The 22,653-nt window shown below is 44.1% G+C and carries 19 protein-coding genes; 15 read left to right on the forward strand and 4 right to left on the reverse strand.

Translation table 11 applies throughout. The annotated features are described in order from the left end of the window. Position 1: 1 nt before the first annotated feature. The gene (locus K1I80_RS11060; RefSeq protein ID WP_223313880.1) at positions 2–1,303 is read right to left on the reverse strand and encodes an HD domain-containing protein; all 1,302 of its coding nucleotides are present in this window, start codon (positions 1,301–1,303) and stop codon (positions 2–4) included. 115 nt (positions 1,304–1,418) lie between these two features. Here K1I80_RS11060 and K1I80_RS11065 point away from each other — a divergent pair, with 115 nt between their 5' ends. The 3 genes from K1I80_RS11065 (at position 1,419) to K1I80_RS11075 (ending at position 5,667) form a co-directional block, all read left to right on the forward strand. Continuing rightward, on the forward strand, positions 1,419–1,805 hold the full coding sequence (locus tag K1I80_RS11065; RefSeq protein ID WP_185761267.1) for a DUF1934 domain-containing protein: 387 nt from the start codon (positions 1,419–1,421) through the stop codon (positions 1,803–1,805). Between the two features lie 285 nt (positions 1,806–2,090). Further along, positions 2,091–4,787 carry a cation-translocating P-type ATPase gene (locus K1I80_RS11070; protein WP_185776890.1) on the forward strand — a complete coding sequence of 899 codons (2,697 nt, stop codon included), beginning with the start codon at positions 2,091–2,093 and terminating at the stop codon, positions 4,785–4,787. Between the two features lie 88 nt (positions 4,788–4,875). After that, positions 4,876–5,667: a DUF2785 domain-containing protein gene (locus K1I80_RS11075; protein WP_223313881.1), complete on the forward strand. Its 792-nt coding sequence runs from the start codon at positions 4,876–4,878 to the stop codon at positions 5,665–5,667. On the opposite strand, the gene K1I80_RS11080 is transcribed toward K1I80_RS11075, so the two are convergent. Continuing rightward, the gene (locus K1I80_RS11080; RefSeq protein ID WP_223313882.1) at positions 5,661–6,521 is read right to left on the reverse strand and encodes a metallophosphoesterase; all 861 of its coding nucleotides are present in this window, start codon (positions 6,519–6,521) and stop codon (positions 5,661–5,663) included. The two genes, K1I80_RS11075 and K1I80_RS11080, sit on opposite strands and share 7 nt — an antisense overlap. A gap of 310 nt (positions 6,522–6,831) precedes the next feature. Between K1I80_RS11080 and prfB the strand changes: the two genes are divergently transcribed. From prfB to ftsX, 3 genes are all read left to right on the forward strand, one after another. After that, positions 6,832–7,927 (forward strand): peptide chain release factor 2 gene (gene prfB, locus K1I80_RS11085; RefSeq protein ID WP_097677707.1). Its coding sequence is split into 2 segments (ribosomal slippage): positions 6,832–6,903 and positions 6,905–7,927, totalling 1,095 coding nucleotides; the frame shifts between segments, so codons are not numbered across the junction. Between the two features lie 44 nt (positions 7,928–7,971). Continuing rightward, the gene (ftsE, locus tag K1I80_RS11090) at positions 7,972–8,664 is read left to right on the forward strand and encodes a cell division ATP-binding protein FtsE (RefSeq protein WP_002895890.1); all 693 of its coding nucleotides are present in this window, start codon (positions 7,972–7,974) and stop codon (positions 8,662–8,664) included. Continuing rightward, complete coding sequence (gene ftsX, locus K1I80_RS11095; protein WP_002910064.1) at positions 8,657–9,583, forward strand: permease-like cell division protein FtsX; 927 nt, start codon at positions 8,657–8,659, stop codon at positions 9,581–9,583. Before ftsE ends, ftsX begins: the two co-directional genes overlap by 8 nt. Positions 9,584–9,652: 69 nt before the next feature. Here the strand turns inward: ftsX and K1I80_RS11100 are convergent, their stop codons facing one another. Further along, positions 9,653–10,291, reverse strand: coding sequence for an MBL fold metallo-hydrolase (locus K1I80_RS11100; RefSeq protein ID WP_002915496.1), 639 nt, complete (start codon positions 10,289–10,291; stop codon positions 9,653–9,655). A 135-nt stretch (positions 10,292–10,426) separates the two neighbouring features. Here K1I80_RS11100 and K1I80_RS11105 point away from each other — a divergent pair, with 135 nt between their 5' ends. From K1I80_RS11105 to K1I80_RS11145, 9 genes are all read left to right on the forward strand, one after another. Next, on the forward strand, positions 10,427–12,871 hold the full coding sequence (locus K1I80_RS11105) for a bifunctional DnaQ family exonuclease/ATP-dependent helicase (RefSeq protein WP_223313883.1): 2,445 nt from the start codon (positions 10,427–10,429) through the stop codon (positions 12,869–12,871). 99 nt (positions 12,872–12,970) lie between these two features. Next, complete coding sequence (locus tag K1I80_RS11110) at positions 12,971–13,951, forward strand: YeiH family protein (RefSeq protein ID WP_223313884.1); 981 nt, start codon at positions 12,971–12,973, stop codon at positions 13,949–13,951. Between the two features lie 12 nt (positions 13,952–13,963). Continuing rightward, the gene (locus tag K1I80_RS11115; RefSeq protein ID WP_223313885.1) at positions 13,964–15,196 is read left to right on the forward strand and encodes an FtsW/RodA/SpoVE family cell cycle protein; all 1,233 of its coding nucleotides are present in this window, start codon (positions 13,964–13,966) and stop codon (positions 15,194–15,196) included. Positions 15,197–15,268: 72 nt separating this feature from the next. Beyond that, entirely contained in the window at positions 15,269–15,817 is a 549-nt protein-coding gene (locus K1I80_RS11120; protein ID WP_223313886.1) for a DJ-1 family glyoxalase III, read from the forward strand. 235 nt (positions 15,818–16,052) lie between these two features. Then, a complete protein-coding gene (locus tag K1I80_RS11125; protein WP_317627745.1) occupies positions 16,053–16,619 on the forward strand; it encodes an HAD-IA family hydrolase in 567 nt (188 codons plus the stop codon). 12 nt (positions 16,620–16,631) lie between these two features. Next, positions 16,632–18,581, forward strand: a complete 1,950-nt coding sequence (gene gyrB, locus K1I80_RS11130) for a DNA topoisomerase (ATP-hydrolyzing) subunit B (protein WP_002895870.1) — start codon at positions 16,632–16,634, stop codon at positions 18,579–18,581. Positions 18,582–18,667: 86 nt separating this feature from the next. Further along, on the forward strand, positions 18,668–20,392 hold the full coding sequence (gene ezrA, locus K1I80_RS11135) for a septation ring formation regulator EzrA (RefSeq protein WP_002906841.1): 1,725 nt from the start codon (positions 18,668–18,670) through the stop codon (positions 20,390–20,392). A 150-nt stretch (positions 20,393–20,542) separates the two neighbouring features. Further along, on the forward strand, positions 20,543–21,190 hold the full coding sequence (serB, locus tag K1I80_RS11140; RefSeq protein ID WP_223313888.1) for a phosphoserine phosphatase SerB: 648 nt from the start codon (positions 20,543–20,545) through the stop codon (positions 21,188–21,190). Between the two features lie 9 nt (positions 21,191–21,199). Then, positions 21,200–22,318: a glycerate kinase gene (locus K1I80_RS11145; RefSeq protein ID WP_223311245.1), complete on the forward strand. Its 1,119-nt coding sequence runs from the start codon at positions 21,200–21,202 to the stop codon at positions 22,316–22,318. Here the strand turns inward: K1I80_RS11145 and K1I80_RS11150 are convergent. Further along, positions 22,315–22,653: a nuclear transport factor 2 family protein gene (locus K1I80_RS11150; RefSeq protein WP_223311246.1), complete on the reverse strand. Its 339-nt coding sequence runs from the start codon at positions 22,651–22,653 to the stop codon at positions 22,315–22,317. The genes K1I80_RS11145 and K1I80_RS11150 overlap by 4 nt on opposite strands.

Genomic DNA, 22,653 nt, shown 5'->3' on the forward strand with positions numbered 1-22,653 from the left:
GTTATTCTCCGTAGGTAAATTGGTCATTTTTGATATATTGCATAAAAGTCTGGTTTTTTTCGCTGAAAAGTCCGGTCTCTGCCAGCATTTCCTTGGGGAAGTAGAAGCGATTATCGCCCTGTCTGGTTCCAGCTAGCGAATGAACGATAGGAGACAGGCTGGACAGTTCTGCTAAGCTGCCATCTTTTTGTAGGATCTCAATCTGGGTCCGAGGTTTTTCAACGTCAGGCCGGTAGAAATCATAAGGCAAATCAAAATTACGATGAATAGCAGTATAGTAATCAGGGTCAAAACCAACCTGTCCAACTAGGTCTCGCATGATATCCAAATGCGCTTCGTTTTCCTGAGAGAAGACGATAGACTTAAAGACCTTGCGGTTGATAAAACGCTGAGCTAAGTCAGATAAAATCTTGTCTGGACTAGCCATCCAAACTTGGAAATAGGTATTCATAACACCATCATCCAAGGCCAGATAATCCTGCAGGGTCACTCTGTTTTCAAAGAATGGAATGAGATTGGGCGATGACAGCGCAAAATAATCCTTCTGAGCCGGATAGAGATATTTAGCACGCTTGAGCAGATTTTGCAGCAGAACTTCCATAGCTCGGCTAGCCGGGTGGAAATAGACCTGCATGTACATCTGGTAGCGGCTGACTACATAGTCTTCTACCGCATGCATGCCATTGCGCTTAAAGGCGATACCGTTTTCTACAGGACAAATCACTCGTAAAATTCTAGTCAAGTCAAATTGCCCATAGGAAGCGCCAGTAAAGAAGGAATCTCGCAAGAGATAATCCATCCGGTCCACATCAATCTGGCTGGAAATCAGCTGGACCACCTGCTTATTGGGGTAGGTATGGTTGATGACGCTAGCCACCTTTTCTGGGAAATCCGGCGAAACCTGCACCAGAGCCTGATGAATCTCTGTCTCTGGACTGGTGATGATTTGCCGCGTAATGTCCTCGTGGTTAGTATCAAAGAGCCGCTCGAAGGTGTGTGAATAAGCTCCGTGTCCCAAGTCATGCAGGAGAGCAGCAGTCATAGTCAGCAGGCTTTCGTGGCTGTCCCAGTTGGCTTGGTATTTTTCATTGAAAATCTTGGTGATGCGCCGGGCAATCTCATAAGCTCCCAGACAATGCGAAAAACGGCTGTGCTCCCCGCCGTGGAAAGTATAGCCGGAGGTGCCCAGCTGTTTGATGCGGCGCAGCCGTTGAAATTCTTTGGTATTGATTAAATCATAAATAACCTGATGGTCCACATGAACATAATTATGAACCGGGTCCCGAAATACTTTTTCAATCATACTACCATTATACCACAAATCATAGTAGGAAAAAAATCAAAGCTGCGACTGAAAGAAGAGCAATTTTGTCCTTTTTTTGATAAAATAGGGAAAGAAAAAGAGAAACGAGATAAAGATGCAAATCAGAATAAAAAATCACATCCAGCTGGACGGGCATACCGAGCTAATTGATCAAATCTACGATACGGACTGGACGCAAAAAGGAAACTATCATTATCTGCTATACAAAAATGAAGAAGGAGAGAAAGTAGTTCTGAAGTTTCACGATAAAGAGTTGGTTATGACCCGCTTTTCTGAGCCTAAGTCCATCATGCGCTTCATCAGTCAAGGGCAGGCGCTGGTTGGCATCTATACACCTGTGGGCGTGCAGCAGTTTGTGACCGATACTCCTTTCTATAAGGTTGATTTGACCAAGCAGGTTCTGCAACTTCATTATCAGCTGAAAACTGTTGACGGAGAGCAGATTTTTGCCAGCTATGAGATGGAGATTAGCTGGGGTTAGCTACTATTCTCCGAGAAAACTCTTGAAAATCATAATGTTTCCCCTTGCAAAAGCTTGAAAATTTGGTATAATAGTTTCTAACTCAAGGGAGTAGCTAACGGAATAACCGTTACAAGGTCGTCAATACGAAAGAAATTTCCGGCCTTGTATGAAATAGCGAGACTTGTTAATAAACAGGTCTCTTTTTTGTTTCTGACTTTTTGGGTATGACTGATGTGGCTCGAGATGATGAGTCGTAGTGGTCAGAAAACTTCAGAAATAAAAGAGGCCAAGAGGAGGAATACATTGTCAAAAGAACAAAAGCGCCAAGCTTTTTACACCCAGAGTCCTGAGGAAATTTTCAAAACTTTGGACGCTTCAGAGCAAGGTTTATCCAGTCAAGAAGCAGCCAAGCGTTTAGCTGATTATGGCCGCAATGAACTGGATGAAGGGGAGAAAAAATCTCTCTTGATGAAGTTTTTGGAGCAGTTCAAGGATTTGATGATTATCATCTTGTTGGTAGCAGCTGTCTTGTCTGTTGTCACATCAGGCGGCGAAGACATCGCAGATGCTTTAATCATCTTAGCAGTCGTAATCATCAATGCCATCTTCGGTGTCTATCAGGAGGGCAAGGCTGAAGAAGCGATTGCAGCTCTCAAATCCATGTCCAGCCCGGCTGCGCGTGTCCTGCGTGATGGCCATGTCACAGAAGTAGATTCTAAAGAGTTGGTACCTGGCGATATCGTTAGACTGGAAGCCGGGGACGTTGTCCCAGCAGATATGCGACTTTTGGAAGCTAATTCACTGAAAATCGAAGAAGCGGCTCTGACTGGTGAGTCTGTTCCAGTTGAGAAAGATTTGACAGTTGAGGTGGCTGCAGATGCTGGTATTGGCGATCGTGTGAATATGGCCTTCCAAAACTCAAATGTGACCTATGGTCGTGGGGTTGGATTGGTTGTTAATACAGGGATGTATACAGAAGTCGGCCACATCGCGGGTATGTTGCAGGATGCGGATGAAACAGACACACCGCTCAAGCAAAATCTTAATAGCCTGTCTAAGGTTCTGACCTATGCTATCTTGGTGATTGCTGCAGTGACTTTTGTAGTTGGTGTCTTCATTCAAGGTAAAAATCCACTGGATGAGCTGATGACTTCTGTAGCTTTGGCAGTTGCGGCTATTCCAGAAGGTCTGCCTGCTATCGTTACCATCGTGCTGGCTTTGGGAACTCAGGTTTTGGCTAAGCGGAATTCAATTGTCCGTAAGCTTCCAGCTGTTGAGACTTTGGGATCAACTGAGATTATCGCTTCAGATAAGACTGGTACCCTGACCATGAATAAGATGACGGTCGAAAAAGTCTTTTATGACGGAGTCCTGAATGAAGCTGGACAAGATATTGAACTTGGCTTGGAGCTACCTCTCTTACGTTCAGTTGTTTTGGCCAATGATACCAAGATTGACCAGGAAGGGAAGCTAATTGGTGACCCAACAGAAACAGCCTTTATCCAATATGCTTTGGACAAGGGCTATGATGTGAAAGCCTTTTTAGAGAAATATCCTCGTGTAGCTGAGCTTCCCTTTGATTCAGACCGTAAGCTCATGTCTACTGTCCATCCATTGCCAGATGGGAAATTCCTTGTGGCAGTAAAGGGAGCACCAGATCAACTATTGAAACGCTGTGTTGCCCGTGATAAGGCTGGAGATGTTGCAGCGATTGATGACGCTACTTCACAGCTGATTAAGTCTAACAACTCAGACATGGCTCACCAAGCTCTGCGTGTGCTGGCTGGCGCCTACAAGATTATTGATGCAGTTCCGACTGACCTGACGTCTGAAAATCTGGAAAATGATTTAATCTTTACTGGTTTAATCGGTATGATTGACCCAGAACGTGCAGAAGCTGCAGAAGCCGTTCGTGTAGCCAAGGAAGCAGGTATTCGTCCGATTATGATTACCGGTGACCATCAGGATACAGCAGAAGCTATCGCTAAGCGCTTGGGTATCATCGAAGAAGGAGATACTGAAGACCATGTCCTGACTGGTGCAGAGCTCAATGAGCTTTCTGATGCGGAATTCGAAAAGGTTGTTGGTCAATACTCTGTCTATGCACGGGTTTCTCCTGAGCATAAGGTACGGATCGTCAAAGCATGGCAAAACCAAGGCAAGGTCGTAGCCATGACAGGTGATGGTGTCAATGATGCACCAGCTCTGAAGACTGCGGATATCGGTATCGGTATGGGCATTACTGGTACAGAAGTATCTAAGGGTGCCTCTGACATGATTCTGGCAGATGATAACTTTGCGACCATCATTGTAGCCGTTGAAGAAGGACGTAAGGTCTTCTCTAATATTCAAAAGACCATCCAGTATCTCCTTTCAGCTAATACAGCTGAGGTGCTGACTATTTTCTTGGCAACCCTCTTTGGTTGGGATGTGTTGCAGCCAGTTCATCTGCTTTGGATTAACCTAGTAACGGATACCTTCCCTGCCATCGCTCTAGGAGTTGAGCCTGCTGAGCCAGGTGTCATGAGTCATAAGCCTCGCGGCCGTAAGTCTAGCTTCTTCTCAGGTGGAGTGATGAGCTCTATCATCTATCAGGGTGTCCTGCAAGGGGCTTTGGTTCTGGCAGTTTATGGTTATGCTATCTCTAATCCCGTCCATGCCGGTGATATCAAGGCTATCCATGCGGACGCTCTGACAATGGCCTTTGCAACGCTTGGCCTCATCCAGCTCTTCCATGCTTATAATGTAAAATCTGTTTACCAGTCTATCTTTACAGTTGGTCCATTCAAGTCTAAGACCTTTAACTGGTCTATTCTGGTTTCTTTCATCCTATTGATTTCAACTATTGTAATTGATCCACTGGAAAAGATTTTCCATGTAACCAAACTGGACTTGTCACAATGGACGGTTGTTTTGATTGGTAGCTTTGCCATGATTGTCATTGTTGAAATTGTTAAGTTCATCCAGCGTAAATTAGGTATGGACAAAAACGCTATTTAACAGCAAAAAGTCATCTGCGGATGGCTTTTTTGCGTACAAGGCGATATAATCAAATTCAAAGAAAGGAACTCGAAAGGACGGTGAAAGTATGTATCAAAACTTACGAAAGAAGTTGGAAGAGGCTTCTCCTTTATATTATGAGGAAGAAATCTTATGGTTACTGGATCATATTGGTCATCCAGAAGCGACAATCCGTGATGAGTTAGTCTTTTCGTCCTTAGCAAGGGGACTTCAGACTGACCTGTTTTCAGCTGAACAGTTTCGTTTCTTGGCTCAAGAAGCAGTTAACAGACAAGGACTTTTTTACAAGAGTGATAAAAATGGTCAAGCTACCTTAACACGCTCCTTCACAGCTTTACTTTATGCCAATCTCTTAAACTGTGATGGTAATCCAAACTCTTCGTATTATCAGGCATTATCAGTGCAAGGAAGAAAATATTTACTAGATAAGGGGCTAACCTACCTGTCAGTAGAAAGAGACACAAGGGGTTACTCCAGGAAATACGGTTGGGTTCATGCCTTCGCTCATGGAGCAGACTTATTGACAGAAGTGGCTTGTCATCCGGACTTTCCCTCTAGTAGGATGCCAGAGGTTTTAGAGGTCATTCATCAAGTTTTTAAAAGAGTTTCAGTCCGTTTCGGAAATGATGAGGATTGGCGCTTAGCCCAGATGCTCTATCAAGCTGTCTTAAAGGAAAAACTGTCGCAGCGTGAACTTAGACTATGGCTTCAATCACAGAGTTTTCCATTGGAAAACAACCAAGACTTCATTTCTTTTTCCAATTTTCGCTCCTGCTTATTAGAAGTCTATGTGAAGTTGGACAGCAAAAAGCAGCTCTCAGATGAGCTGAGAGCTGCTATTCAACATTTCCATTACTGAACTTCAATTACTGTTAAAGCATCTCGCAGTTCAGCTGCTAGGTGTTTTTTCTTATAGTCTCGGAATTCGACTAAATCTTTAACAGCATTATAACGCTTGTGCAGGCGATACATCTGGGGAATCTTATACTGAGGAAAGTCATTAAAAAAATTCCGAGTCAGTTCCCATTCACGGATGTAGCCCAGAGGACGCATATGGTAGCGGACACCTTCGATAACACGGCTTTGGTGGCGGTGATGGAGATGACCGAAAACAACCTCTTTCACCTTGTATTTGACAAAGAGCCGATGAAAAGCTTGGCTTCCTAGGAAGGCGTTGAAGCGCTGGAAATAGGGATGGTCGTATAGAAAGTCTTGATGAGGGACAAAATGCAGAGCAACAATAATGGGACCATCTAAAGTCGCCAGCAGTTTTTCTAACTCTTGCAGTGTCTGAGCCGTAATACTGGGGTCGTCGAGTTGACGCTCCAATCTGCGGTCAAACCAGAAATTTGTCTTGGTTCTCAGATGCTCTTCTTTGCTTTTTTCTGGAACAAAGCTGTAGTCGTACCAGCCAGAAAAGCTGACGAGCGTGGTCTGGCCGAACTGTTGGACCTGAAAATCATAGTTTGAAATTTCTTGCTCAGAAAGTCCCAGCATATCGTGGTTTCCCAGATTAAAAGAAAGGGGAATCTCTTGCTTCAAAGTTTCAATAAAGGGCAAACTGATCTTGGTCAGGTCGTTGGACAAATCCCCTGCGATGTGTAGGTGGTCAATACCTTCCTTTTTTAAAAGCTGGCGGAGTGCTTGCCGCTCAAAGTCTCCAAATTGATTGGAGTCCAGATGGAGGTCGCTCATAAATCCGATTCTTGTCATGGTTTTAGTCTAGCATATTTTTTAAAAGTTGGAAATGCTTAAGCACCTATGGAGAGTCTTCCTTTTATCTGAACACCTCATAAATTATCGTAATCTTGTATTTCGTTTATTCATGGACGAAGTCTAGGAAGGCTTGAAATAATTCTTCCAACCCCATGTCATTATATTCCTTTTTTAACAATTAGGTGACAAGGAGTCGCTTGTCTTGCCTAGCTAGGGAAAATCCGATAAAATGTAAGCTGCTGAATGTGAGATTAGGCAAACTGTTTAATTTATGTTATAATTAAACGATATGTGAAAAGAGGTATTTATGGACATTTCAGAAATTCGTCAAAAGATTGACGCAAATCGTGAAAAATTAGCTTCTTTCAGGGGGTCTCTTTGACTTAGAAGGTCTGGAAGAAGAAATTGCCATCTTAGAAAATAAGATGACAGAACCCGACTTTTGGGATGACAACATTGCAGCTCAGAAGACATCTCAAGAGCTGAATGAACTCAAGCAAACCTATGAAAATTTCCATCAGATGACTGAGCTTTTTGATGAATCGGAAATCTTGCTTGATTTTCTGGCTGAGGATGAGTCGGTTCAGGGAGAGTTGGAAGAAAAGCTGGCCGAACTCGAGAAAATGATGACCAGCTATGAAATGACCCTGCTCCTATCTGAGCCTTACGACAATAACAATGCTATCCTTGAAATTCACCCGGGCTCTGGTGGTACAGAGGCCCAGGATTGGGGAGATATGTTGCTGCGTATGTATACGCGCTTTGGCAATGCCAAGGGCTTCAAAGTTGAGGTCTTGGACTATCAAGCGGGAGATGAAGCGGGAATTAAGTCAGTGACTCTTTCATTTGAAGGGCCGCACGCTTATGGTCTGCTCAAGTCAGAAATGGGAGTCCACCGTTTGGTTCGGATTTCACCATTTGACTCAGCTAAACGTCGCCATACTTCTTTTACCTCAGTAGAGGTCATGCCAGAGCTGGATGACACCATTGAGGTGGAAATTCGCGATGACGATATTAAGATGGACACTTTCCGCTCGGGAGGAGCCGGCGGACAGAATGTCAATAAAGTTTCTACTGGTGTGCGGCTGACCCATATTCCTACAGGAATTGTGGTGCAGTCTACGGTTGACCGGACTCAGTATGGAAACCGTGATCGAGCGATGAAGATGCTGCAGGCCAAGCTTTATCAGCTAGAGCAAGAGAAACAAGCAGCCGAAGTCGATTCACTCAAGGGAGATAAGAAGGAGATTTCCTGGGGCAGCCAAATCCGCTCCTATGTCTTTACGCCTTATACCATGGTCAAAGACCATCGGACCAGTTACGAAGTAGCACAGGTGGACAAGGTTATGGACGGAGATTTGGATGGTTTCATCGACGCCTATTTGAAATGGCGTTTGAACTAGGAAATGCAAGAGATTAGAATTAGATTGAAAGGAAATTTCAATAGATGTCAATAATTGAAATGAAAGATGTTGTCAAGAAGTATGGCAACGGGACCACTGCCTTACGTAGTGTGTCTATTAACGTAGAACCTGGGGAGTTTGCCTATATTGTTGGCCCTTCAGGCGCAGGAAAGTCAACCTTTATTCGTTTGCTTTACCGGGAGATAAAGCTGGATAAGGGAAGTCTGAAAGTAGCTGATTTTGACTTAGCTAAGATTAAGAAGCGTGATGTTCCAATGCTGCGTCGTCAGGTTGGAGTAGTCTTCCAGGACTATAAACTTCTTCCTAAAAAGACGGTGTATGAGAATATTGCCTACGCTATGGAAGTTATCGGTGAGCGCCGCCGCAATATTAAAAAGCGGGTTATGGAAGTGCTGGATTTGGTTGGTCTTAAGCATAAAGTTCGCTCATTTCCTAATGAGCTTTCCGGTGGTGAGCAGCAGCGGATTGCCATTGCGCGTGCTATTGCCAACAACCCTAAAGTCCTGATTGCGGATGAGCCGACAGGAAACTTGGACCCAGATAATTCTTGGGAGATTATGAACCTGCTGGAGCGGATTAACCTTCAGGGAACAACAGTCCTGATGGCAACCCACAACAGCCAGATTGTAAATACTCTGCGTCACCGCGTTATTGCTATTGAAAATGGCCGTGTGGTACGTGATGAAGCGGAAGGAGAATACGGATACGATGATTAGAAGATTTTTTCGTCATTTGATTGAGTCGCTTAAGAGTCTTACGCGGAATGGTTGGATGACTGTAGCGGCTGTCAGCTCGGTTATGATTACCTTGAGCTTAGTAGCTGTTTTTGCTTCAGTAATTTTAAATACAGCCAAGTTGGCAAATGATATTTCCAATAATGTCCGCGTCATGGTATACATGCGTAAGGATGTTTTCGATAATAGCGAAACGATTGTAAAAGAAGGTCAAACAGTTCAGAATGAGGACTACCATAAGGTCTATGATGCTCTGACTTCTATGAAAAATGTAGAGAAGGTTACTTTTTCTAGCAAGCAAGAGCAGTATAATAAGCTAACAGAGACCATGGGTAGTGAGTGGGATGTTTTTGATGAAGAAAATAATCCTCTTTACGATGCTTATATTGTTGAGACCAAGGCACCTAAGTATGTTGAATCTGTTACAAAAGATGCCAGAAAGGTTGATGGTGTTTCAGAGGTTCAAAATGGGGGTACCAATACCAAAAATCTCTTTGCGTTTTCTAATTTCATCCAAACATGGGGATTGATTGGGACAGCGCTTCTGATTTTCATTGCTATCCTTCTCATTTCCAATACTATTCGGATTACCATTATTTCCCGAAGTCGCGAGATTCAAATCATGCGCTTGGTTGGTGCCAAGAATAGCTATATCCGCGGACCATTCCTGTTTGAAGGAGCGTGGATTGGCTTGCTAGGAGCGACAGTTCCGTCACTTGTAGTGTATTTGACATATGGTATAGCCTACCAGACTATGAATAAGAGCTTGGTAGGTCAAGGACTTTCTATGATTGATCCAAAACTCTTTAGTCCGATTATGATAGCAGCACTCTTTGTGTTGGGAATTCTTATCGGATCATTGGGATCTATCATCTCTATGAGACGCTTCTTGAAGATTTAACAAATCATAAAAAAACAGAGTTTGAAGAATTTCAAACTCTATTTTTGTTATAGTTAATTGCTTTAATGGCTACTGAGCTAAAAATGGATTAAAGATTTTTTCATGTGAAATAGTGGTATCATGACCATGCCCAGGATAAACAGCGTAGTCTTTAGGTAATACCAGAAGTTTCTCGCGAATGGATGTCAGCAATTGCTCCATGTTTCCTGTAGGAAGATCCGTTCGTCCGATGCTTTCCCGAAAGAGGGCATCGCCCGTCAAAACAAGGCGGTCATCTGGAAAGACTGGAGAGACACCTCCGATGGAGTGGCCAGGTGTTGCAAGCACATAGAAGTGAAAGCCTCCAAGATCATAGTCTGTTTCGTAGGAGAAAAACTCTTCTGCTGGTCGACAGATAATATCATCCAGATCAGCATGGCGCGCCAGACCAGATAGGTTATCTGTCGGTGTGTAGAGCCAGCTGCTTTCACTCTCAGCCACATAGACAGGTGGGGCAGCATAGTGCTCTCGGACCTTTTCTAAACTCATAATGTGGTCATAATGGGTATGGGTCAAGAGTACAGCAATCACAGGCTTGGCGAGTTCCTCTAGCTTGCGCTCAATCTTTTTCCAGTCACTGCCAGGATCGACGACTAGGAGGCCCTGGTTATTTTCTAAGATATAGGTGTTTTCAAAAGCAACAAGGTTGATAATTTTATGAATCTTCATTTGATTTCCTCGGAAAATGTATTCTGCTATTGAGTGTAACAGAAAAGAGAATTTTTTGCACAGAATTGCTTCATAGACTATGGCTGAAAATTTTCAGATGTCTCAGAATGGCTTTTATGATATAATCATAGCAGTATGACACAAAATGATTATAAGTATGCCGTTGTGGACTTGGAGGCTACAGGAACGGGCAGCAGTGCAAAGATTATCCAGATTGGCATTGTTCTGATTGAGAATGGAATCATTACCAAGACTTATGAAACAGATGTCAATCCTCATGAGGAACTGGATGAGCATATCAAAGAGCTGACAGGTTTGGATGATGAGCGGCTTGGCCGAGCACCGGAGTTTTCTCAGGTAGCAGCTGAGGTATATGAGTTGATTCAGGATGCGATTTTTGTCGCTCATAATGTCAAGTTTGATGCCAATCTACTAGCGGAGGCCCTTTTCTGGGAAGGGTTTGACTTGCTGACACCGCGTGTGGACACGGTAGAGTTGGCTCAGGTCTTTTACCCGACCTTTGATAAATATTCCTTGGGTAATCTCTGTAATTTGCTGGATATTTCTTTAGAAAACGCTCATACTGCTCTGGCAGATGCTCAAGCAACGGCTCAGCTATTTTTAAAAATACAAGACAAAATCAAGAGCCTGCCCAAGGCCTTGGTTGAGAAAATGCTAACTTTGGCGGACAGCATTATCTATGAGTCGCGCTTGGCTATCGAGGAAGTTTATCAGACGATGCCGGATCAGCAAGATAAGGAACTGCAATCCTGCCATGGTATTTTCCTGCGACTTCCCCAAAAGCTGACTTCGGAAAAGAAGCTGTCGCAGGATTTCCTGACCAATCTATACCTGCTGGGCTTAGAAGAGCGGCCAGAACAGCTCAAATTTGCTTATTTTATGGAGGAAGCTCTGGACCAGCAGAAGCCTAGTTTTTTAGAGGCGCAGACAGGCTTAGGTAAGACTTTTGGCTACTTGCTGCCTATTCTATCTAGAGGTCAAGAAAAAGTACTAGTGACGGTTCCGACTAAGATCCTGCAGGACCAGCTGCTGCAAAAGGAAGGACGATTGTTGGAGGAAGTATTTGGTATTTCCTTTCACAGTCTCAAGAGTCCGGAGAATTATCTCAAACTGGACCATTTCTATCAGACATTGGATAGGGAATATGACAACCGTCTGGTGAATCGCTGCAAGCTACAACTCTTGGTTTGGCTGGCAGAAACCAAAACAGGTGATTTGACCGAAATCGGGCAGGCTCATCGCTTCTCAAGCTACTTCACTGAAATCCGTCATGATGGCAAGCTAAGCAAACATTCTCTTTTTTATGAGGAAGATTTTTGGCGGTTAGGACAGGTCAAGTCAGCTACCAGTCGTGTCGTGATTACCAATCATGCATACCTGTTGACGCGTTTAGAGGATGACCAGTCTTTGCTGGACAATCGCATTCTGGTAGTTGATGAAGCTCAGAAGATGTTTTTCGCCTTGGAAAGCTTCTCCCAGGCCAGTATTAATCTAACTAAAACGCTGCAGCAGATAAATCATCTCCTTCAGGAAGAAGGAGAACTTCTGCAGCAACGGCTTTTGCAAAGCATTCAGTTTGAGCTGGCTGATGCCGCAGAGAAGCATCGCAAGAAAGCATCTGAGCTAAGTCCGGAAAAGATTGCCCGACTGCTCCAGGATGTGTCCGAGTTAAAGACAAGTGCATTGCCTGAGCTGCAGCACCTGTTCAGTGGCAAATACCAGTATTATTGGTTGGTTGATGAAGTTTTGGCAGATCATCGCTTGATGACTCTGCATGCCGGTCGTTCAGAATTGCTGCATTTTACCGACTTCCTGCCTGAAAGCACCAAGGTTATCTTGGTTTCGTCTACTCTGGAAATCAGCTCTAAGGTCAATTTGGCGCAGTTGCTAGGCTTTGAAAGTTATCACTTTTACAAGCTGAAAAGCAAGAAGAAGCCGCTGCAGAAGCTCTTTTTAGATGAAAGTTTTCCAGCAGTAGTGGATTTGTCAACTGAGGATTTTGCGCAAGAGATTGTTGCTTGCCTGCAAAAAGTAGCAGAACTAGGTCTGCCTATCGTCGTTCTCTTCACCTCTAAAGACTTGCTTTTGACTGTTTCGGACTTGCTGGCTCTACCGCATTTGGCCCAATATAAAAATGGCGATGCCGGCAATATCAAACGCCGTTTTGATAGAGGAGAGGCAAGTATCCTTTTGGGCTCTGGTAGCTTCTGGGAGGGGGCAGATTTTGCTGAGCAAGATCAGATTATTCAGTTGATCACTCGGATTCCATTTGACAATCCCAAGGATTTCTTTGTGCAGAAGATTAACAGCCGCCTGAAAGCAGAAGGTAAGAATGCCTTTTATGATTATCAACTGCCTCTTGCCATCTTACGGCTTAAGCAGGCTATTGGCCGGACCCGGCGTAATGAGCATCAGAAGTCAGCTGTCATTCTTTTGGACAATCGCATTTCTAGTAAACGCTATGGAAAGCAGATTCAGCATCATCTGTCACAATTGGCTTCTTTGGATATTATGCCAGAGGCAGCCATTATGCATGAATTACAAGACTTTTTTGACTGAAACTATCTGAAATCAGCTGAGTTTTATTGGCTGATTTTTTAGTTCCATTCAGATTTTTGGGAAAGAATTTGTTATAATGAGAGGCATAAGAAAGAAGGAGTGCTCGTGAAAAAATATTTACCAGGAATTCTGTTATCCTTTGGCATAGCGGCTGTTTCTATCTTTTTAGGCGGCTTGCTTCCCTTGATAGGCTCTAGTGTTTTGGCTATTGTCTTTGGGATTGTTTTGAACAACAGCATGAAGCTGCCGGCTGTTTTTCAGGAAGGACTCAGCTATTCAGGGAAGAAATTGCTGCAGTATTCCATCATCTTTTTGGGATTTTCCATGTCCATTGGTCAGGTTTCTGAGACAGGGATTTCTTCTCTTCGTATCAGTCTTATTACGATTCTGATAGCCTTTTTGGCGGCCTATCTGGCTGGCCGTTTCTTTAAGATGAATCGTGTCTTGACTATTTTAATTGGTTTTGGAACAGCCATCTGCGGTGGCTCTGCCATAGCGGCTGCTTCACCAATCTTGGAAGCTGATGAAGAGGAAATCGCTCTGTCTATCTCCACTATTTTCTTTTTCAATATTTTAGCAGTATTCATTTTCCCTTTTTTAGGGCATTTGTTGCAGATGTCGGATACCTTTTTCGGGACTTGGGCTGGAACAGCCATCAATGATACTTCGTCAGTAGTGGCGGCAGGCTATACATATAGCCCGTCAGCTGGCGACTTGGCGACCATTGTTAAGCTTAGTCGGGCTCTGATGATTGTACCGGCCTGCTTGATCTTCGCAGCTTATCGCTATATCAAGTCTAAGAAGTCGTCACAAAAGACAAACTTGAAACAGATTTTTCCTTGGTTTATAGCTTGGTTTGTCCTAGCTTCACTTATCAGCAGTCTTGGATTTCTGCCGGCTGCTGTCATCCCTTATACAAAATTCATTTCTCAGTGGCTGATGGCTATGGCCTTGGCAGCTATTGGCGCAAAGGTTTCCTTTAAGCAGTTTAAGCAAGCAGGAGCAGCGCCTTTGCTGACTGGTGCCTTTGCTTGGTTTTGTGTCGCTGTTTCTAGCTTGATTATCCAGTATTTTTTCTAAAAAGGAGGGACTATGCCCTATCAAAGACGGACGTTTGAGTCTCGGATTGATTATAGTTTAATTTTGCCCGTTTTGATGCTGCTCTCAATCGGTGTTGTGGCTATTTACATTGCTGTTAGTCATGATTATCCTGACAATGCCTGGCCCATGGTTGGTCAGCAGATTGCCTGGATTGCGGTGGGCTTCCTGCTCAGTTTTATCCTCATGTTTTTTAACACCAAGTTTCTCTGGAAAATTACGCCTTATCTCTATGTTTTTGGTCTTGGGCTCATGGTCTTGCCTCTGATTTTTTACAGCCAATCTCTGGTAGCCTCCACTGGTGCCAAAAACTGGATTGCTATTCGTGGTGTGACCCTTTTTCAGCCCTCGGAGTTCATGAAGATTTCATATATTCTCATGCTGTCACGGCTGGTGGTCCATTTTCTCCAGCAGCACAAGCAGGATGAGCGAACCTTGGCTTTAGACTTTTTTCTGATTCTGAAGCTTGGGCTCTGCACAGTGCCTGTTCTGGTTCTGTTAACCCTTCAGAGTGATTTGGGGACGGCTTTAGTTTTTGTTGCTATATACGGCGGCATTGTTCTACTATCAGGTGTTTCTTGGAAGATTATCCTGCCGGTCTTTCTGACGGGAGTCCTGCTGTTGGGAGGATTTCTCTTTATCTTTATTTCCGATGGCGGCCGTGCTTTTCTGCATAATCTAGGCATGCCAACCTACCAAATCAATCGGATTTTGGCTTGGCTCCATCCCTTTGACTACGCTCAGACGACTACCTTCCAGCAAGCACAGGGACAAATCGCTGTCGGAAGCGGCGGTCTGACTGGCCAAGGCTTTAATGTCTCTAATCTCTTGGTGCCTGTTCGGGAAAGCGATATGATTTTCACCGTCATTGCAGAAGATTTTGGCTTTTTGGGCTCGACCTTGGTTATCATGCTCTATTTACTGCTGATTTATCGCATGCTCAAGATTACAATTAAATCCAACAAGCAGTTTTATACCTACATCTCGACTGGCTTTATCATGATGCTGCTCTTCCATATCTTTGAAAATATTGGAGCGGTGACAGGAATTCTACCTTTAACAGGGATTCCGCTACCCTTTATCTCACAGGGTGGTTCTTCCATCATCAGTAATCTTATCGGTGTTGGTCTCCTGCTGTCCGTCTCCTATCAGAATAGCTTGACGGATGAAAAGAAGGAGCGAATTCCTGCTGTCCGAAAAAAAGTCGTACTGAAGAAATTAAAATAAATATAAAGCAAGTTTTTGTCTCACAAATCAGATGTGTTTTTGTGATTGGCTCATATCAGAAAGGATATTTTCATGAAAAAAGCAGCTTTACTCTTAGCTCCCGGCTTTGAAGAAATCGAGGCCCTGACGGTTGTGGATGTCTTGCGCCGTGCAGGTCTTGTCTGCCATATGATTGGTTTTGATGAATCAGTGACTGGCTCTCATGCCATCACTGTTAAAGCAGATCAGGTCTGGAAGGGCAGACTGGATGACTACGATATGGTCATTTTGCCAGGGGGGATGCCAGGATCGGCCAATCTCCGTGATGATGACCGCCTGATGCAGCTTTTACAGGACTTTCAGCAGGGGGACAAATTCATCGCGGCTATTTGTGCCGCTCCGATTGCTCTTGACCGCGCAGGTATCTTGACTAGTAAGTATTTCACTTGCTATGATGGTGCTCGAGACAATATTGAAAATGGAACTTACCGTAAAGAAACAGTTCTTGTTGATGGGAAGCTGATCACTAGTCGTGGTCCATCAACTGCCTTGGCTTTTGCCTATGAGCTGGTTCGTCAGCTGGGAGGAGACGCTGACCAGTTGGCTGATGCTATGCTTTATACAGATGTATTTGGAAACTAAAAATAGGCTGGGACTCAAAATATGTCCCAGCTTTTTTGAACCCTTATGCATCTTTGTCGTTCTCTATTTGGTAGGGGGTTAGAGCTGTTGACAAGGACGAAACCATCATCCATTTTTAAATTTTGGATTCTTTGAGATATTTTGTTTAGAAAAAGGCTTGAAAAAAGTCGCAAAAGTGCTGGATTCGGGCAAATATTAGCCCCTTTTTCATGAAAAATATGGTATAATGAAAGGTATGAATTATCAAGATTACATCTGGGATTTAGGTGGAACACTCTTGGATAATTATGAAACTTCAACTGCAGCTTTTGTTCAAACCTTGAAAGAGTTTGGTCTGCAAGCTGGTCACGATGAAGTTTATAAGGCCCTCAAGGTGTCTACGGACTATGCTGTCCAGCAGTTTGCTCCCCAAGAAAAAGACTTTTTAAAGTTTTATAAGGCCAATGAAGCAGAAGAGTTGACTCACCCTGTCTTATTTGACGGCGCGACAGACTTGCTTAGGCGGATTGTGGACAAGGGTGGTCGGAACTTTCTGGTCTCCCACCGGGACAACCAAGTGCTGGAAATCTTGGAGAAAACTGCGATTGCATCAGCATTTACAGAAGTGGTGACATCGGCGAATGGTTTTCCAAGGAAACCCTCACCAGACTCCATGCTCTATCTAAAAGACAAGTATCAGATTGTCTCTGGTTTGGTCATTGGTGACCGTCCACTGGATATTGAAGCAGGGCAGGCAGCTGGCTTTGTTACCTATCTCTTTGATAATATGCAGCATCTTGAAGAATTTATAGATATTGATTAGAAAAGGAACACTATGACAGAAGAAAAGCAGCAAGATATACAGGCCCAGGAATATGATGCCAGTCAGATTCAGGTCTTAGAAGGCTTAGAAGCCGTTCGTATGCGTCCAGGAATGTATATCGGTTCGACCTCCAAGGAAGGTCTTCATCATTTAGTATGGGAAATTGTTGATAACTCAATTGATGAGGCGCTGGCTGGTTTTGCCAGTCACATTCAAGTCTTTATCGAAAAAGACAATTCCATCACTGTAGTCGATAACGGTCGGGGAATTCCTGTTGATATTCAGGAGAAAACAGGCCGTCCGGCCGTAGAAACCGTCTTTACCGTGCTCCATGCCGGAGGAAAATTCGGCGGTGGCGGATACAAAGTATCAGGAGGTCTGCACGGTGTGGGCTCTTCCGTTGTAAATGCCCTGTCCACTCAGCTGGATGTCCGCGTTTATAAGAACGGTCAGATTCATTACCAAGAATATCGTCGCGGTCATGTAGTCGCTGATCTAGAAATCATCGGTGAGACAGACCGTACTGGTACGACAGTTCACTTTACACCAGATCCAGAGATTTTCACTGAAACAGTAGAATTTGACTTTGAAAAGCTCAATAAGCGGGTACAAGAACTGGCCTTCCTCAATCGTGGTCTCCGAATTTCCATCACTGATAAGCGAGATGGAATGGAGCAGGTCAAGGATTACCACTATGAAGGTGGGATTGCCAGCTATGTCCAATACATCAATGAAAACAAGGATGTAATCTTTGAAACACCGATTTATACCGATGGTGAAATGGATGACATTACGGTTGAAGTAGCTATGCAGTATACGACTGGCTACCATGAAACAGTTATGAGCTTTGCTAATAACATCCACACCCACGAGGGTGGAACGCATGAGCAAGGCTTCCGGACAGCCCTGACACGGGTTATCAATGACTATGCTAAGAAAAATAAGCTTCTCAAAGAAAACGAGGACAATCTGACTGGAGAAGATGTTCGTGAGGGACTGACAGCGGTCATCTCTGTCAAGCACCCTAACCCTCAGTTTGAAGGTCAGACCAAGACCAAGCTGGGCAATAGCGAAGTGGTCAAGATTACCAATCGCCTCTTTAGTGAAGCTTTCTCAGATTTCCTTTTGGAAAATCCTGCGGTGGCTCGAAAAATCGTTGAAAAAGGAATTTTGGCTTCTAAGGCCAGAATTGCTGCCAAGCGAGCTCGGGAAGTAACCCGCAAAAAGTCTGGCTTGGAAATCTCCAATCTGCCAGGTAAATTGGCTGACTGCTCGTCCAACGACCCACAGGAAACAGAACTTTTCATCGTTGAGGGGGATTCAGCGGGTGGTTCAGCTAAGTCCGGTCGTAACCGTGAATTTCAGGCCATTCTGCCAATTCGTGGTAAGATTCTCAACGTTGAAAAAGCCAGCATGGACAAGATATTGGCCAATGAAGAAATCCGCAGTCTCTTTACTGCTATGGGAACTGGCTTCGGTGCTGACTTTGATGTCAGCAAGGCCCGCTACCAAAAATTAGTCATCATGACCGATGCCGATGTAGACGGAGCTCATATTCGGACCCTGCTCTTGACTTTGATTTACCGCTATATGAAGCCGGTGCTGGAAGCAGGATTTGTCTATATCGCTCAGCCACCAATCTATGGTGTCAAGGTCGGAAGTGAAGTCAAAGAATATATCCAGCCAGGTGCTAATCAGGAAGAAGAGCTTCAAGCTGCTTTGGCTCGCTACAGTGAAGGTCGCTCCAAGCCAACCATTCAACGGTACAAGGGTCTCGGAGAGATGGATGACCATCAGCTGTGGGAGACGACTATGAATCCTGAACATCGCTTGATGGCACGGGTTTCAGTGGATGATGCAGCGGAAGCTGACAAGATTTTTGACATGCTGATGGGGGATCGCGTTGAACCTCGTCGTGAATTTATCGAAGAAAATGCTGTATACAGTACGCTCGACGTCTAAAAAAATCAGAAAAATCAACCATTATGGGCAAAAATATGATATAATCATTATGTTTGCTTTATAGTAACAATGTGAAGGAGTTCTATATGTCTATTGGACTAGTTATTCTCGTTGCTGTGGTAGCTCTGCTTTTGGTTGTCGGCTATGGTACTGCAGTTCTGATGAGAAAGAGAAATGAAGCTTTACTTCAAAATTTGGAGGAGAGAAAAGAAGCACTCTATAATCTTCCTGTGAATGATGAAGTTGAAGAAGTAAAAAATATGCATTTGATTGGGCAGAGTCAGGTGGCCTTCCGTGAATGGAATCAAAAATGGGTAGACTTGTCCTTAAATTCATTTGCTGATATCGAAAATAATCTATTTGAAGCAGAAGGTTACAATAATTCATTCCGTTTCATAAAAGCCAAGCATGCCATCGGCAATATTGAGAGTCAGATTGATTTGATTGACGAAGATATCAAGATGATTCGTGCAGCCTTGGAAGATCTTAAAGAGCAAGAGTCTAAGAACAGTGGTCGTGTGCTCCATGCCTTGGATTTGTTTGAAAAACTGCAAACTCAGGTGGCGGAGAATGCAGACTCGTATGGGCAAGCCCTAGCTGAGATTGAGAAACAGCTGGAAAATATCCAATCAGAGTTTTCTCAGTTTGTGACCCTTAATTCTTCAGGTGACCCGGTTGAGGCGGCTGAAATCTTGGATAAGGCAGAGGATCATATCCTTGCTCTGACACATATCGTTGAGAAAGTTCCTGCCATTGTCGAAGAGTTGACTGTGAAATTGCCAGATCAGTTGGAAGACTTAGAATCTGGTCACCGTAAGCTCTTGGAATCTGGTTATCACTTTATCGAAACAGATATAGAGTCTCGCTTCCAGCAGCTTCATGCAAGCCTCAAACGTAACGAAGCCAATATTTCAGCCCTAGAGCTGGATAATGCTGAGTATGAAAATGAGCAGGCTCAAGAAGAGATTAACGCTCTCTATGAAATTTTTACGCGGGAAATTGAAGCCCACAAAGTAGTGGAGAAGCTGATTAAAAACTTGCCTAGCTATCTGGCTCATACAAAGGAAAACAACCAGCAACTCCAAAAAGAGATAGAACGTTTATCTCAAACCTTCCTTATCTCTGATACAGAAACTTCTCATGTCAAGGAGTTGCAAGCTGAGCTTTCTGCTCAGGAAGATGTGGTGCTTAGCGCGGTAGAAGATTCTTCTGAAACCAAGCAAGCTTATTCAGTGGTTCAGGAAGAGTTGGAAGCTATCCAAGAGCGTTTGAAAGAAATCGAAGATGAGCAGATTTCTCTTGGCGAAGCTCTGGCAGAGATTGAAAAAGATGATGCCAACGCTCGCCAGAAAGTCAATATCTATGCTAACAAATTGCATACCATTAAGAGATATATGGAAAAACGCAATTTGCCAGGTATTCCAGACTCTTTCTTAGAAATTTTCTTCTCAACCAGCAATAATATTGAAGAGTTGGTGAAGGAATTGGAAGCTACACGAGTCAATATCGAATCAGTTAACCGTTGGCTGGAAATTCTAGGGAATGATATGGAGCAATTGGAAGAAGAAACCTATCGTATCGTCCAAGATGCTACCTTGACTGAGCAGCTGCTGCAGTATTCAAACCGCTATCGTTCCTTTGATGATAATGTACAGGCGGCTTTCAACAAGTCCTTGTATGTCTTTGAACATGACTACGACTATGCTCAATCCTTGGAAATCATTTCTAAAGCTTTGGATCTTGTCGAGCCAGGCGTGACAGAGCGTTTTGTGACATCCTACGAAAAAACACGAGAGAATATTCGCTTTTAAAAGAAGTTCCTTCGGGAACTTTTTTCTTTTACAAAGAGAACGCTAGAGAACAGTCAGTAACAAGGATTCTGAGACTTCAATTTTTCCCAGCTTGTTTTGAAATAGAATTTCCTGTATAATACAAAAAAATAGAAAGAATGAGGTCAGACAATGAAAACAGTCAAAGGCTTGTTAGTCATGGATGTAGACAGCACCTTAATCATGGAAGAGGGGATTGACCTGCTAGGAGAGGAGGCGGGGGTAGGAGCTCAGGTTGCGGCTATTACCGAGCGTGCCATGCGAGGAGAGTTGGATTTTGAAGCTGCCTTGCGTGAGCGGGTCGCCCTTTTAAAAGGGCTGCCAGAGGATATTTTTGCTCGAATTGCTAAAAGGATTCACTTCGCTCCGGGAGCCGAGGAACTGGTCGATGAGCTGCATAAACGTGGTTATAAAGTAGGCTTGGTGTCAGGTGGTTTTCATGAGACAGTGGACAGACTGGCTGAGCAGCTTGGAATTGACTACGTCATGGCAAATCGTTTGGAAATTCAACAGGGGTTTTTGACAGGACAAGTCTTAGGAGAGATTGTCACTAAGGATACCAAGCTTGCCATGCTAAAAGCATGGGCAGCTGAAAACAAGTTGGAATTAAATCAAACAATCGCTATGGGGGATGGTGCCAATGATCTGCCTATGATTCAGGCAGCTGGGATGGGAATTGCCTTTATGGCCAAGCCGATCGTGCGAGAGCAGGCTCCTTATCAGATTCAGGAATGCAATCTCTATCGGGTCATTGATCTTTTAGACAATAGAAAAGAGTAGGAGAGAGGCATGCATATTCTAATTGCACCGGATTCTTTCAAGGAAAGTTTGTCAGCGGCTCAGGTTGCTCAAGCTCTTCAGACAGGCTTTTCTCAGGCCTTGCCAGATGCCAGCTTTGACTTGCTGCCGGTCGGTGACGGCGGCGAGGGGACAATGGCTGCGCTGACAGCAGCCTTGGGCTGGGCTGAATTTTACCACACCGTAACCGGACCCTTTGGCCAGCCAGTAAAAATGCCCTACGCCAGAAATGGTCAGCAAGCGCTTTTTGAAATGGCTGATTTGGTCGGACTTGCCTCTATTCCTCAGGAAAAACGAAATCCCTTGGCCATAGAAACCAAAGGATTGGGAGAATTGATTTTGCACCTGGCTGAAGAAGGTGTTAGAAAGATTTTAGTTGGTGTTGGAGGTTCGGCTAGCAACGACGGTGGGATTGGACTAGCAGCGGGCCTGGGCTATGAATTTTTCGATGCGGAGAATCATAGATTGCGCCCCATTGGCTCGTCTTTGGGAAAGGTCGCTCGAATATCAGTTGAGCAGGTTCCTGCTTTCTTGAAAGAAGTTGAGATTGAGATTTTGACGGATGTATACAATCCTCTATGCGGTGAGCGTGGTGCGACAAGTGTTTTCGGAGGTCAGAAAGGTCTAGCACCCTTATTATTCTCTCAAGTGGATCAAGCCATGGCAGATTTCTATCAGTTGGTTGATCCTCAGGTGATTGATATGGATGGAGCTGGAGCCGGAGGCGGAATGGCAGCAGGACTGGTTGCTTTTGCCGGAGGAAAAATCGTTTCGGGTATTGAAACCTGTCTAGATTTACTGGATTTTGATGAAAGAGTTAAAAAAGCTGACTTGGTCGTAGTGGGCGAGGGTCGGTTGGACCGTCAGTCTTTGGCGGGCAAGGCACCGATCGGGGTCGCAAGACGAACACCTGACGGCATCCCAGTACTGGCTATTTGCGGCAGTCTGGCAGATGATTTACCCGATTTCCCAGTTGAGAATATTCAGGCAGCTTTTCCGATTATTGCGCGAGCAGATAGCTTGGATAGGATTCTAGAGCAGGCGGAGAAAAATTTGATTCGCACAGCCAGAAATATTGGCAATGTTCTGAAGATGAAAAAAAGCGGTTAGTCCGCTTTTTTTAGTAGGTATTCAATTTCTTTGACTATCATGCCCTTTTCAAAGAAGAAGATGTCACAAGACAGGTCACCAAAGTCATTTTCTAAAAGGGTCACAATCCGACTCTGGTCAGGACTAAGCTGATAATAAGTACAACGAAATTGGACGGGGTTGTTATGGTAGGCTTTTTGAATCTTAGTCAAGTAGTCCGCTTTTCCTTCGATGATTTCGGTTGTGTCACCTTCTAATTCCCAGCTAACATGATCAGAAAGAAAGGTCTCATAGGTTTGCCAATCGCGCTGATTTTCTGCTTCAAAGAAGGAAAAAAGTTTTTCTAAATTTGTCAT

Origin of the sequence: Streptococcus sanguinis (assembly GCF_019929225.1) — a bacterium.
In the GTDB taxonomy this organism is placed as follows: Bacteria; Bacillota; Bacilli; order Lactobacillales; family Streptococcaceae; genus Streptococcus; species Streptococcus sanguinis_J.